The sequence below is a fragment of the Pseudoalteromonas lipolytica genome, assembly GCF_003515105.1.
In the GTDB taxonomy this organism is placed as follows: Bacteria; Pseudomonadota; Gammaproteobacteria; order Enterobacterales; family Alteromonadaceae; genus Pseudoalteromonas; species Pseudoalteromonas lipolytica.
This window is the reverse complement of the sequence record NZ_CP032090.1, coordinates 1,519,389-1,533,995: the sequence shown is the minus strand read 5'-3', so window position 1 is coordinate 1,533,995 and position 14,607 is coordinate 1,519,389. Positions and strand designations below refer to the sequence as shown.

The window sequence follows — 14,607 nt, the reverse complement described above, 5'->3', positions numbered from 1 at the left end:
CGCATTACTTTGAGTTACTTATTCGAGCGATGATGCTTGTTGCAAAATCACTGCAATTAAGCATCGTCGCACCGGTGACATACTCAGCCAAATCAAAGGTAAGTTCTTTTGCCAATAATGTTTCTTCCAGAGCTGATTCCACTTTTTGTGCAGCCTCCTGCCACCCCATAAAACGCAGCATCATTACCGCACTTAAAATACTACTGCTTGGGTTCGCCGTGTTTTCACCCGCTATCCGGTTAAAAGTGCCATGTGTTGGCTCAAAAAAAGCCACCTCATTATTTAAATTTGCTGCTGGCATTATACCAACGCCACCGACTTGTGCAGTCAACATATCGGCCAAATAATCACCATTTTGATTGGTGGTTACGACTACATCAAATTGTTCTGGTGTAAGCAACGCCTGCTGAAGCATATTATCGGCAATCACTTCTTTAATGACTAAATCGTCCTGATTGTCACGCTTTACTAGCAACCAACGGCCATTCTCATGGGCAACAGCATTAAACTCTTGCTCTGCAACCGCAAAGGCCCAGCGTTTAAACGCCCCTTCTGTAAACTTTAATACATTCCCTTTATGCACCACAGTTAAAGATTTACTTTGTTGTTTTAGTGCATAATTGAGTGCATATCGCATCAAACGCTCGGCCGCTTCTTTTGAACTATTTTTAATGCCAAGCCCACACTGGGTATCAAAACGTAATCGTGTCACCCCCATTTCTTGACATAAAAAGTCGAGCATTCGCTCGTTGTCAATACTGCCAGCTTGCCATTCAATACCCGAGTAAACATCTTCTGAACTGTCGCGAATAACGGTTATGTGGGTTTTTTCAGGCTCTTTTAATGGTGAGGGTAAATGCGGATAACTGCGGATAGGCCGCATATTAACGAATAAATCCATTTCATGGCGAAGTGCGACGTTCAAAGAACGAAAGCCCCCACCCAAAGGAGTGGTTAGAGGACCTTTTATGGCAATTTTAAATTGCCTTACGGCATGGAGTGTTTCTTGTGGAAACCAATCTCCGTCGTAGAGTGCGGCCGCTTTTTCACCGTTAAACACTTCCATCCAGTGAATCCGACGCTCTCCTTGATAAGCCGCCTCAATAGCAGAATCAACGATACTTCGCATAACGGGGCTAATATCTTGCCCAACACCATCCCCTTCAATGTAAGCGATTACTGGATTGTCAGGAATACACCACTGGCCATTTTTATCGATAGTGATTTGTTCACCCTGCTCTGGCACTGAAATATGTTGATACTGCATCATAACGTTTTAGCAACTAGTCGGTTGATTATGCTTTGTGAGTATCTATTAATACCAAGATTTGTCTGCACTGTCTGCGTATGTATGGAAATACCCATTATTCAAATCATTAATGACACACTTTGTCTATTTCGTCTTCCATGGCCTTAAATAGCGAGGCAAACAACTGCGTGTCTAGCGTTACGGTGTCATTTTTTAATGCACTATCAACAGCAAGTGCTTTGATATAAAGCGTCTCGCACTCAAACATGTTGGCTGCGCCCTTTAACATGTGCACATTTCGACTTAAGCCTTCGATATCCATTTTTTTATATTGCTTACGCATATCGGCATATTGATTTTTAAGTCCTTTGATATAGTCATCCTTAAGCAGTTGGAATTCGTGTTCAGGTAGCTTTATATCAGCCAACTCATCGCAGTCTAGGTAACTGGCAATTTTATGACTAAATGCATTACGGTCTATGGGCTTTGCAATTAAATCGGTGAAACCTTGGTTCATGTAACGCTCTACCTCATGCTTCATCGTGTTCGCGGTTAAAGCAATAATGGGCACCGAGATCCCCGTCGCATGCATCATTTTCAGTGCTTCTTGACCATCCATAATTGGCATTTGAATATCAAGTAATATTAGGTCAAATGTGTTCTCAAGCGTTTGCTGCACGGCATCTTTACCGTTTTCAACCGTTGTGACTGTTAGCCCCATACGCTCTAAAATACGTGCAAATAAACGTCTGTTGTCAGGGTGATCTTCAGCGAGTAACACCCGACCTTTTAAATTTTCTGGCGCATCAAGTTTACTAAACGGAGAGGTTTCGACTAATCTAACTTCACTCATATCATTGAGCCAACGCGTATTGTCTGTTGTGTACACAGCGATTGTTAAAGTAAACTCACTACCTGAGCCAACGTAACTTTTTACACTGATATCACCATCCAGTTTTAGCGCTAAACTTTTAGAAATATTAAGACCCAAACCTGTGCCACCATACTGACGAGAAATACTCGAATCCGCTTGGTAAAAGGCACTGAATAACGACTTTTGTTCAGAATCTGTCATGCCAATACCGGTGTCTTTCACACTGATCGCTAAGATATTATTCTCACAACTCACCGTAAGCGTTATTCGCCCAACCTGAGTAAATTTTAGTGCATTGGTCGTCAAGTTTAATAATATTTGCCTTAATCGGCTAGGATCGGTCACGATGTAATCAGGCAGAGGGAATTGATAATCAACGCTAAATTTTAAGCCTTTATCACGTATTTGCTTACCAATAAGTGATTCAATATTCGCTATCGTGGCAAATAAATCGGTTTCAATTAGATCAATTTCAAGCTTATTCGCCTCTATTTTCGACATATCCAAAATATCATTAATAAGGCCGAGTACATGGCGACTATTTTGTAAAATGACACCGATGCCATGATTTCGTTCATGAGGCTTAATATCACCAAGCATAATGCCATCAGCATAGCCAATAATCGACGTCATGGGTGTGCGTATTTCGTGGCTAATATTGGCTAAGAAGCGACTTTTAGCTTCATTTGCGTCTCGTAATTCATCGGCTAATTCTTCAAGTTCAAGTGTTCTTAACTGTACTTTTTGCTCGAGATTTTTATTAAGCTCAACATTATCCTCATGCAACAACCTAAATTTATCAGCGACAGCAAACGCTAGTAGCATGGCATCCATCGCGGTGCCAATCAGTCCTAATAAATATAAATTCATCGACGTGGCAGGCAATAATCCTAAGTTTGTAAGATTACCCACCATGTTAGGCACCATCATGGCAACATAGGCCAGTACAAAATAACGTGCAGGTTTGAAGCCTATCAACATACAACGTACACCGATATACAAGCCTAAACACAAAGCGACACCCGTTACTAATGTTGACCAATAAAAACCAAAGCTAGGCCACACAACACAAAATGGGATCCCCAATGTTGCGATAACCCCGACAGTCAGAGACAGCTGCGATAATTTCGGAAACGTTTCCTTTAACTTAAGGAGATTATTGTAAAATAAAATGTTGGTCAGTGGCGTGAGTGCAAAACCTAGCCAATGTAAGTGCGGGTTGTAATACCCAAACAATTGATCCGAAATATGAAAGAAATGACTCCATGCGAACACCCACGAAGCGGTGAATAAAGCATAATATAAATGCGTGACGTCTTTAGACACTAAATAAATTAACAGGTTATACAAACCAAGCGCTATACCGACCCCAAAACACAGCATGATGATTACATTTTCGAGCGTGATAATTTCGAAATAATCTTGATACGGCGTTAACACTAACTTTGCAGGAGTATAAAAATAATCGCTTTCAAAATGTGTGATCAACGTATAGCGCTTGCCTTTTTCAAGGTTTAGGCGGTTTCCATAGTGAAATGCAAATTGGTTTTTTTCGACGCCACCTGTCACAAAACTTCGTACAGGTTGAGAAACATCGGTTAGGTCATAAATCCGACTTTCTATTTTTGAAACCAAGGTATTGTAGGGGTACAGGACAAGGTCTTCGATATCACTTTGATTTTCTATATCGACAATCAACCAGTAACCGCCCCCAATCGAACTGATACGTGATTGTGGCCTTTTTGAGGCACGCCAGCGTTTAATATCAGCCGCAGATTGAGGAAATCGATTGTCTCTCGCAGCTAATATTTGCCCGACATCATGTAGGTTCTGCTCAAAAGATGCGTCTGTATATATAAACGCTTGTTCGGCGCACACTGAATACGTTGAATAAAATAGAAAAAGCAAACTGCCTAAGAATAGCTTTAACCGCATTCACAGCGCCCCTAATAAACAAAAGTCATAAATCATCAAAATTGAAAAGCCACATCAAAGCCATAACGTCGCCCTTCTCCTTTAAAGTCTTCTAACATACCCAGAAATGAACTCAAATCGAATTTTAACTGACTGTACTCTGTATCAAATAAATTTTTTCCCCATAATATAAACGACCAGTTATCTACATCATATTTAAAGTGTGCATTAACAAGGCTGTAGCTTTCTTGACGGGCGTACGGGTTCATATTTTGATCAAAGTAAAATGCTGACTGATAGTCAACCATCACATTGGCTGAAAACGGGTTATTCATTAACCGCGTATCATACTGCAGCCCTGCCGATACATTCCATTTTGAAGTAAAAGGTAATTGATTATCGGTGATACTATTACCCAATGGATCGACATACTCTTCGTACTCTGCATGAGGAATATAGCCCACTGATAACTGCATAGCGAGTTGTTGGGTGGGCTGATAATTTATTTCACTTTCGAGACCATAAATTATAGAGTCGGCTACATTTTCAAGTAATTGAACAGGCGGCATTTGCGGTGTTTCAGAGGCTTGATTCATAAACACTTGCTGGTCATTATAATCATAATAAAACGCAGCCCAGCTCATTCGTAACCGTTGTTCCGGCCAATACGTTTTCAGGCCAACCTCATGGGCATTTAAACGCTCCTTGCCGTAATCAGCTAAGATTGCTTGTTCTTCAGATGATAAAAAGCCGCCATTATACCCGCCACTTTTGCTGCCATTAGCAAAACGATAATACAGGTTCGCTGTGTCAGAATACGTATAATTGAGAGCAAACTGACCGGTAATGCCATTATCGGATTGCTTATCAGAAACCGTGTAAAATGGCACTAAAACCCCTGCTAAATCATTGGGGTTGACTACCACATTTAAAGTTGATGTAGAGCTGTATTCAAGTGATTCATAATCGTAACGTAGACCTGCAGTGAGCAACCAACGCGTGGCTAATGGCACTTCAATTTGGCTAAATAGCGCTACGTTTTGTGTATCGATATGATTATCGTAATAAAATGTGGCCGTTAAATCTGCAGGCAAAATACCACGAAAGTCGCGTAAAATATCATTGATGTTATCTTGCTTAATCGTTTCATCAGCAAAATACACCCCACTGGTCAGCGTGTAATGAGTAAATTCATTAAGGACCCTAAACTCTTGACTGAATAAATGGGTGTCTAAACCTAACACTCCTTCGCATAACCTAGCAGGTGAGCCATCGCAATTAAATGCATGGCTTCGCTCTAAATTATTAAAACTACTTACGGAAGTCACCGTTGTGTTATCACTCGACTGCCAATTTAATTCGCCGATAAAGCCATAGCCGTCTGATTTATGCGGTGAGTCATTATTAACACTCACAGTAAAAAAGTCGTCACTCCCATCGTTAAACCCAAAGCTATCAAAGCAACGTGTTGAACCCGCATCGGCTGGCGAACATAATTCACCCGTTAATGGGTTTGCTATAATACCGATACTCCCCACTGGCTGCGAAATGCCATCCCAATCTTCAATATGTGCTTGCAGGTAAAGCTCTACGTTATCCCATTGACTTAACAGTGACAGCCGTGCATTTTTTTGCTCCATGCCCGCGGTCGGTGATGCAGAAAAATTATTTTGTGTCGAATAGTCATAATCTTGATAATTGAATGCTAACCGCATCGCCGTTTCATCGCCCAGCGGTTGGTTCCACATCCCCTCTAAGCTACTGGCGTTATTGTTGGCAATACCCAGTGTTAACGACCCTGCTTGCTCAAACTCAGGCCTATTTGTGCGGATTAAAATTGCCCCACCGGTTGAGTTTCGACCAAATAACGTGCCTTGCGGGCCACGCAAAATATCAACATGCTCTACGTCATACAGGTTAATAATTTGGTTATTTGCCGAACCAACCGCCACGCCATCAAGGTACATAGCTACAGGCGATGTATTCGCAGTATTGTAATCAAGTAAGCCAATTCCCCGAATACTGACGGCGGGAGGTGTGCCCTCGGCCGCGTTTTGCGTTATTTTCACGTTCGGTGCAAATAACCCTATTTCGGTTGAATCTTTAAAATGCTGCGTTTTTAAAAGTTCGCCATTCACTTGGCTTACCGCAACACTGACGTCTTGAATTGATTGCGGACGCTTCTGTGCATAGACACTAATAACTTCCATGTCCTTTTCAGCCTCTGTATTTTGCGCTGAGGCATTACCCATGACACATGCCGCTAAGCAGCTACTCGCAAGCATAGTGAGTTTAGGATTGAATTGATAAGGACGTTTCATTCGTTTTTAGACCTTAAAAAGAGGGACGTATGTTAAATTATTGTAATTTCCAGTAAGTATAGACCAAACAACGCTGTAAAGTCGCATAAAAAGCAGAGGGTTAACGGCTTTTATGCCACATTAAAGTCGCTGTTGACTAAACATTACCCTTTTTCAAAAGCGTGTTCGCCGCTAATTTGACTTGGAAAGCCACAGAGTGAGCGTGACGTTTGCATGCCAGCCATCACCGCCGCTTCAACACAGCCAGCATTAACGCCTGTTTTTATCCAATCGCCAGTAAGGCGTAAGTTTTTATAGTGGCTGCCATCAGTCGCTAATCTAAATTTGCTTGACCCTGTAACAGAGAGTACATAACGCTCACTGGGATCAATATTTACCCGCCAATACTGTTGCTCTAAAACAGGCAAAATACTGTGCGGATCTTGATAAAACACCTGCCAGTCAAACTTATTATTGGTATAAGCGTGCGGCCACAATGCTTGCATATCAATGCTGAATAAATACTGCATATTATGTTTCACCTCAGCTTTCATTTGCTCAGGAAAATGATATGCCGTAGCCGGTGGATAATGCTCACACGTAAAAGCGCTACAAAAATAGGCAATATTAACGGGCGGATCACTGTCTGGCCACGCCTCTTTGTCAACGAGATTGCTCATTGCAGCCCATGTATCGAAGGGTTCAACAAAACCACTTAATATAGGCCCTTCTTGAGCCGAATTGGTATCGGTAAAGCCGAGTTGTTGATCAGTTTTATTCAACCAAACTTGGCAAGCTTGTGTCGCAACACTCTTCACTTTATTTGCTTGTAAAGCAAGGGCATTATCGTCGCTAAGTAAATCTGCCGCCACATGCTCAAGCGAAGCAACAGATACCCCCAATATTAGGGTATCAAAATCAACTCCATGCACTAACGTAAGACTTGGAAGTGGCTGCTTAAAATGCGCTTCATATACTTCTGGCCAGTCACTCCAGAACGACTCTAAATTAACCTGATATTCTTGCAACAAATGCGCTTGTAGCGGGTTTATTTGGTCTAAGAGCGGCTCACTTGGCCAACAAGGCAGCTGCTTTACATTGATAAGCGGCGCATATTCATCCGAATTTAAGCTGACCTGCTGACGCAGTTCAATATGCGATACCACAGCTTGCCCATGAGAATCTTGACCCGGCGTTAATTGTGTAAGCTGGTGGAAAAATTTAAATTTTACACCGCGTTTTTTGAGTAGCTCATAAATAGGAGCAAAAATGACATCTCCCATGCCTGCTTGCATTTTCCACATCACTCCCCCTTTATAACAAAGGCCAATTCTTAGCATGGCAAGTGCTGCAACACCGGCCTCAACATTAGGCTTGTTAAAGTCGCCATTGGGGTATGCAAACACCAAGTCATAAAAACCTCGTACAGGAGCAGAATTAACGCTATAGGCTCTATTTGCACCATTTTTTTCGAGCCATTGACGAAAATCATAACAATTAATTACCCCAAAACCATCGCGATAAACTTTATCTTTTATCAGACCTGTCAGCATCGCAATAGCCAGATCGGCACAAATATATAGCCTGCGCAGTTGTGCATTATCATCCAGTAACTCTATTACTTGCTCTTTAAACCAACGCTTTAATTTGCGAACGATATACCAAATCACTAAACGATCAGCTTGCTTGTCTGTGTGGGTTGTTTGCTGTGCGGTAAACTGTTGTAAGTGCGTAAGTAAAGAGCGAGGAGTGGAGATAATCTCGGCCGCCTCCGATTCAATGTCATCAATAAACTGTTTTGCCGAGGTAACCTGAGTATCAATATTCGCTTTTATTTGCTGATAGAGGTGCTTTAGTAAAAACTGATCTCGTGGCTTTTTAGTAACTAATGTGGTTTTTGCGTGTTGCTCACAGACATCTTCAATGTCTTCGGTCCATTTTTTCAGCCAAGCCAGTGTCATCGTAACAAAATCCCACACTGTAATATCCAAGCTTCCATCTGCTGGATTACCCGCAACGGTTGGGAAATCTATCGGCCATGTTTGCCACTCGTTATCGATAAACTCTTGTAATGCAATAAAACTATGCGGCTTAAACGCCTGTTGCCAAGTTGCAAGCGGGGAACTCGCTGGCCTGTCCAAATTATTGTAGACCCCTTGCAAAGTGCGAAAGCTATTTACATAAGCACCAAACCACACATGCAAGCCATGCTCTTCAATACGTTGACCAAAGTGCTGATTACGACCACTTGCGCCTTTACCTCCTAAGCGCCACCCTTGTTGATAAACGGTTATTTCGCGATGTTGCTGCCAATCTTCTTGCTCGGTTAAATACACCGCGGCAGTCATTGCAGCAACGCCACCCCCTACGATTGTGATTTTTTCTTTGCTCATGGTCATCCTTTACGCAGGTAAAACCTGGCTTGCGCCAAGTTGATCAAAGTCCATATTGATGTAAAAAGGCAAATGTACCGCTTGGCTTCCTAATTGAATACCAAACATATCGTGCAACGGAAAACTCGCTACTGACTTCACATCAAGGGTAAAATTATTAGTTAACAACTTAAGTTGGTGAATTTTTTTTATCACTGATGGAGAATGCACAACAGAGCGATAAACGGCACTTGTACCCTCTCCATCTGGGAATTGCTTAAACAATATTTGATCCATTTGCGGGTGAATAACCCCCTCAAACAGTTGCTTAATTAATGAAAAATCCACGCCTTTAACTTCATCATCAAAAAAATCAGCCACTCGCTTCGAAAAAAGAGCAAGGTTATCTAATAAGTTTTCTGATGTGTTGATATTGTCTTGTTCAATTGATAATAGTTCATGCATTGCAAGCTTTGAATTAGCCGAGAACACATCAAAACACGGCAATGAAATTGAAAAACGTGATGTTTTGTTCGCCGGTGTGGGCATGTCATAGTCACATAAATATTTGTTGTAACCCCATACCTCACGCCCATTTATTAGCGCATAAATATTATTCACACTAATGAAGGCGGGATACCAATACAGGTGGGCAATATCACCATTAACCACTTTAGAAACAGGTAACCAAATAATAATGTCGGTTTCTTGCATCCAGCCCTGTTCAGAAAACGGAGGGGTCAGAGACGATATTTTTTCAATATCAGTAAACGTGAGTAAACACACACTGCCTAACACATTGAATGACACAGAATCATTTGCAACTGTATTGAGTGTCGCATCGACATATTGCTGCATTTTTTGCTCACAAGCAGACACGAAAAAACCATACATTGCCGCGTTAATCATGCGGCATGGCGGCTTAGCAACGGGGTTTGATAAAAAGTGGCAGTATTTATATGGGTTAGTCATAGTCATTAACTAAATTGTTGTTTACTCATGACTATAGACTAGTTTTACTAGTTCGTTACAAGTTGTTCATTGCATTTTTTGGTGAAAAGTTGCTCTATATATGCTTGGTAACCAGCATGATCAAAATTATCAGATAACGGGTTCATAAAACCATGGGCATACTGTGATACTTCACAGCTGACATTCGGTTTATCTCTGAGTGTAGCCACCACTGGTGCAATATCAAAATGTGCTTCACTGTGCGCAAAAATAAACTGACAAGGCACTGTCGCCGATAAATCAAGGTGATTTCTAACTTGTGATGGGTAAAATGCAATAATTTTCTTTATGTAGGGGTTTTGTAATTCTGCTTGCGCTCGCCAAACTGCTGATGCCCCCGCACTAAAGGCAATGATCGTAGTTGGTCGCTTAACAGCGGCCATTTTAATGTAGACTCGCTCAAGATAGGTGTCGTGACCACACTGATTCAAAAAGTGTTGATATTGAACGTGCTCAGAAACCGGTGTTTGTATTTCTCCTAAATAAGGTTCACACAAACTGACTTTGCCACTAAGCTGCTGCGCAAGCTGTGATAAATGTGCTGTATTTCCGAATATATCTGACACCAAAAGGTAGTTCATTTATGTACTTCTGTGTTGTTATTATTGTGCCCGTAAAGAATACGCGTGTTTCAAATAAACATCCAGAAAAATAATACTTGCGTTTAAATATTTATTGCAGTAGTCTACTCGTCTGGTTTTTATAAACCTCGCGGTTAACCCCTTACCTTGATCCAGTAATTCCCGCATATTCGTATAAATACTTGCACCTGTGTGACTCAATGACATTTTGATGAATTTTAAAATTATCACCAAACTGTCACAAATATAGTCAACACTGTAGGCAAGACAACAAATGTCAGTCTGTATTATAAGTTCCCTTACAAAGCTCTACAGAACACTGACAAAAAGAAAGAGTGAGTTTTATTATGTCATACAAATACAATGGATCTTTGATCCAAATAGCACATCCAGTGCAATCAATTTCGGTTAACAAACAGCGTGTAATTTTTAGCGACACGCAAGGCCTAAAGAATGCCATCTTCCAAAAGGCGAGCGATGCACGCCAATTTGTAAAATGGTTAAAGGCCAACTAAACCCAAACCGAAAAAGCGCCAGCATACCACGCTGGCGTTTTAGTTTTTAACTTTCGTACGCTTATCTAAATTCCTGCTACACTTATATTTTTAACCTACGAATAGGTAGTGAAAATGCGTTTGGCATGGTTTTTTTTACTATTTTTTTTGTGCCCTTTTGCAAATGCAACTAATCAATCTAAAACGATTGAATGGATCGTAGTTGATTTTGCCCCCTACTACATAATGAATGACCGTTACGAAGGTATGGGACGTGACGAAAGTGTCATTAAACTGCTTAAAAATGCTCTACCCGATTACACTTTCACACGCACTTTATTGCCTGCTAGTCGTGCCATTCATGAGCTATCAAATCCACACAATAATTACTGCATGTTGTCTCTATATCAAAGCGAACATCGCAAACAACACATTGCATTTACAACACACACGTCCACTGTAGGTTTGTCACCCTCCATTGCGATTCGTAAAGAGCTAATTGAAAAACTTAATTTAGATCCCTCTAAGCCGGTATCACTAAAGTCATTACTTAACGACAAACACCTTGCATTAGGTGTATCAATGAGCCGCTCATTTGGCAGTAATATAGATAACGTAATTAACTCAAGCCATGATGCAAATATTATCTCAAGACCAGGCCGCGATACCCTTGCAAGCTTAACTTATATGCTACACAAAAAGCGCATTGATATTTTATTAGGATACCCAAGTGAGCATTATTATTTGGCGCACTCGATGGGATTCGAGAATGAATTAACCCAACTAACACTCTCTGAAGCGCCTAAATTAAGTGTTGGTTATATTGGCTGCACAAACAATGAACAAGGCCATGCAATGATTACCTTGTTAGATAAAGCGCTGGAGGAAATAGCGCATACACAAAATTTTGAAGATATCTTAGTACGATGGTTGCCAGATAACTTAAAACCAATCTTAGAAAAAAGGTTAAGAGATAGAAATGAAAGTGCCGCTCATTAAGCGGCACGTTTCGTGTAGTCGTTACTTACGAATACCTTCGATAAACAGGCCAATATCAACATGAGTTGATGCTGGGCCTAAGTTGTAATCAATACCATAATCAGCCAGTTTTAAGCTTGTTTCACCTTCAAAGCCAACACGGTAACCACCCCATGGATCTTTACCTTCGCCAATTTTATCAATTTCAAAAGTAATCGTTTTTGTTACACCGTTAAGTGTAAACTCACCAGTTACATCGGCTTCATCGCCTTCTTCATCAAACTTGATTGATGTGCTTTTAAACGTCGCTGTAGGGTATTTATCTACATTTAAGAAGTCTTTACCACGTAAGTGCTTATCACGTTCAGCATGGTTCGAATCGATACTTTTTGTGTCAATAGTGACATTGATCTTTGATGCATCCGGTGCTTTGTCATCGTAACTAAAATCACCTGAAAACGTATTAAAACGACCGTGTAACCAGCTATAGCCTAAATGTTTGATTTTAAATGTAACAAATGCGTGAGCACCGTCTGTATCAATCACATAGTCTGCGGCATTTGCATTCGCAGTAGATAAAAGTGCAGCGCTTAGTGCTGTGCTTAATAATAATTTTTTCATATTAATCATCCTTCAATGGTTTGATCATTCTAATTAAGGTTTTATCTTTATCGATAAAATGATGTTTTAGTGCCCCTAAAGCATGTAAAACAACAACACCTATAAGCCCATACGCGGCATAAAAGTGAATTTTACCTGCAATATCTTCTTGATTAGCCACCGACTCGGGTAAAGCCGGAACAGCAAATAAGTTAAATACGTCGATCGCACGGCCATCAGCCGTCGAAATTAAGTAGCCAGATGTAACAATGACAATAAGGGCTAAATAAATTAATTTATGTACAGAGTGCGCAGCCATGTTTACCGCTTTAGAGCTTCCTGCAACAGGGTCTGGTTGCGTGCCTAATAAACGCCAGCCAAATCGAAACAATAATAAAGCAGCTAAGGTAATGCCAACGCTTTTGTGTAAATCAAGAGAGCCTTTGTACCACGTATCGTAATAGGTTAACTCAACCATATAGACACCTAAGCCAAACAGACCAAATACCCCAAGTGCCATTAACCAGTGAAGTAAGATAGCTACCCAGCCGTAACTTGACTTTGAATTCTTTAACATACTCATTTCCCATGAGAACCATGAAACTAAACACAGCTTAGCTCAGCTGTAATACAATGAAAATAGCGTAAAACAAACAGCTTCTGTGCGTATACGCACAAGTAACATTAGAATAGTCAGTGGTTAGTGGATTAAAAGCTTCTCTCAGTAAAACGGGTGTCTAAACTCTGACAGCTTTAAACTTTAACTTTCTTCCACCAGCCCTACGTAAATCTGGCTATTGGCATCAACTTGAAAGCAGCTTATGAGGTTTTCTTTTACCAGCTCTAGCATAGCGATAAAGCTTACAACGACACCGCTTCGGCCTTCTTCAACGGTAAACAGCGTATGGAATGGTAATTGTGATTGGGCTTCGGATAGCTTGTCTAAAATTAAGCTCATGCGCTCACGAGTAGACAGTGCTTCTGCGGTGATATGATGATGTTCAAATGTTTTAGCACGTGCCATTACATCGCTTAATGCAAGTAATAAGTCTTTCATTTCGACGTCTGGTAATAGCGCTTCACGCTCGCTAAACTCGGGGGCTAATGCCTCTGCTACAAAAATATCACGACCTTCTCGAGGGATCTCGTCAAGGTTTTCTGCTGCTTTTTTAAATTGCTCGTATTCTTGTAAGCGTCTGACTAGCTCTGCGCGCGGATCGTCGTCTTCTTCCAGTTCCTCATGTTTTGGTAACAGCAATCGTGATTTAATTTGTGCTAACAAGGCTGCCATCACTAGGTATTCACCCGCAAGCTCGAGTTGAAACTCACTCATCATTTCAACATAGCGAACGTATTGTTCCGTAATACTAAAAATCGACAGCTCTAGTACATCTAATTTATGCTTTTTAATTAAATACAAGAGTAAGTCGAGCGGACCTTCAAAGGTCTCTAAAATAACCTCAAGTGCATCGGGTGGAATGTATAAATCTTCAGGCTTGTCGACCACCGCTTTACCATGCAAAAAAGCCAGTGGCAGCTTTTGCTGCACTGGCTCTTGTATGTCGTTTGGGGCATTACGCTCTGAGCTTGTCAATGATGTCTCTATATTTCAAACGGTTTAGTATCGCCACAACCAACACGTAAAATTTCGATATCATCATCTGATAAATCAATCACTGTAGTGGCCTGTTCAGGAAGATAACCACCATGAATAATTAAATCAACTTGCTTTTCGATGCGATCACGAATTTCATCGGGATCAGCTTCGGTGAATTGCTCACCCGGTAAAATTAAGGAACACGACATCAACGGCTCCCCTAATTCAGCCAATAAGGCACATGTAATCGGGTGTTCAATAACGCGAATACCAATGGTTTTTTTCTTTTCGTTTAGTAAACGTTTAGGAACTTCCTTGGTTCCTTTAAAAATAAAGGTGTACGGTCCTGGTGTGTTATTTTTAATCAGCCTAAACAGCTGATTGTCTACACGTGCATATGTTGAGAGCTCAGATAAATCGCGACATACCAAGGTAAAATTATGGTGTTTTTCAATGCCTCGAATACGTTCTATGCGCTCTTTTGCTTGTTTATTACCAATACTGCAACCAATCGCATAACCCGAATCAGTTGGGTACACGATAACTCCACCTTGTTTAATAATATCAACAGCTTGACTAATTAATCTCGGTTGTGGATTATCTGGATGGATATGAAAAAACTGACTCATTACACACT

General features: G+C 40.9%; 11 protein-coding genes. 1 reads left to right on the top strand and 10 read right to left on the bottom strand.

Annotation, left to right across the window (positions count from 1 at the left end; all coding sequences use genetic code 11):
* Positions 1–4 precede the first annotated feature (4 nt).
* The 6 genes from icd to D0907_RS06975 all read right to left on the bottom strand — a co-directional run bounded on the left by icd (position 5) and on the right by D0907_RS06975 (position 10,301).
* Positions 5–1,267 carry an NADP-dependent isocitrate dehydrogenase gene (gene icd, locus D0907_RS07000; protein WP_118844792.1) on the bottom strand — a complete coding sequence of 421 codons (1,263 nt, stop codon included), beginning with the start codon at positions 1,265–1,267 and terminating at the stop codon, positions 5–7.
* A 109-nt stretch (positions 1,268–1,376) separates the two neighbouring features.
* Entirely contained in the window at positions 1,377–4,058 is a 2,682-nt protein-coding gene (locus D0907_RS06995) for a 7TM diverse intracellular signaling domain-containing protein (RefSeq protein ID WP_118844208.1), read from the bottom strand.
* A 35-nt stretch (positions 4,059–4,093) separates the two neighbouring features.
* The gene (locus tag D0907_RS06990) at positions 4,094–6,358 is read right to left on the bottom strand and encodes a TonB-dependent receptor (protein ID WP_118844207.1); all 2,265 of its coding nucleotides are present in this window, start codon (positions 6,356–6,358) and stop codon (positions 4,094–4,096) included.
* A 143-nt stretch (positions 6,359–6,501) separates the two neighbouring features.
* Positions 6,502–8,730 (bottom strand): NAD(P)-binding protein, encoded by a 2,229-nt coding sequence (locus D0907_RS06985; RefSeq protein WP_118844206.1) that lies wholly within the window; start codon positions 8,728–8,730, stop codon positions 6,502–6,504.
* A 9-nt stretch (positions 8,731–8,739) separates the two neighbouring features.
* Positions 8,740–9,681 carry an acetoacetate decarboxylase family protein gene (locus D0907_RS06980; RefSeq protein WP_118844205.1) on the bottom strand — a complete coding sequence of 314 codons (942 nt, stop codon included), beginning with the start codon at positions 9,679–9,681 and terminating at the stop codon, positions 8,740–8,742.
* Positions 9,682–9,728: 47 nt separating this feature from the next.
* Positions 9,729–10,301: a dienelactone hydrolase family protein gene (locus D0907_RS06975; RefSeq protein ID WP_118844204.1), complete on the bottom strand. Its 573-nt coding sequence runs from the start codon at positions 10,299–10,301 to the stop codon at positions 9,729–9,731.
* 629 nt (positions 10,302–10,930) lie between these two features.
* On the opposite strand from D0907_RS06975, the gene D0907_RS06970 reads away from it, so the two are divergent.
* Positions 10,931–11,794, top strand: coding sequence for a TIGR02285 family protein (locus D0907_RS06970; protein ID WP_118844203.1), 864 nt, complete (start codon positions 10,931–10,933; stop codon positions 11,792–11,794).
* 21 nt (positions 11,795–11,815) lie between these two features.
* Here D0907_RS06970 and D0907_RS06965 read toward each other — a convergent pair whose 3' ends face one another.
* From D0907_RS06965 to D0907_RS06950, 4 genes are all read right to left on the bottom strand, one after another.
* Positions 11,816–12,394, bottom strand: coding sequence for a YceI family protein (locus D0907_RS06965; protein ID WP_036968973.1), 579 nt, complete (start codon positions 12,392–12,394; stop codon positions 11,816–11,818).
* 1 nt (position 12,395) lies between these two features.
* Positions 12,396–12,950: a cytochrome b gene (locus tag D0907_RS06960; RefSeq protein ID WP_036968975.1), complete on the bottom strand. Its 555-nt coding sequence runs from the start codon at positions 12,948–12,950 to the stop codon at positions 12,396–12,398.
* Between the two features lie 183 nt (positions 12,951–13,133).
* On the bottom strand, positions 13,134–13,967 hold the full coding sequence (locus D0907_RS06955; protein WP_268260788.1) for a segregation and condensation protein A: 834 nt from the start codon (positions 13,965–13,967) through the stop codon (positions 13,134–13,136).
* Positions 13,968–13,975: 8 nt separating this feature from the next.
* The gene (locus D0907_RS06950; protein WP_036968977.1) at positions 13,976–14,599 is read right to left on the bottom strand and encodes an L-threonylcarbamoyladenylate synthase; all 624 of its coding nucleotides are present in this window, start codon (positions 14,597–14,599) and stop codon (positions 13,976–13,978) included.
* Positions 14,600–14,607: the final 8 nt, after the last annotated feature.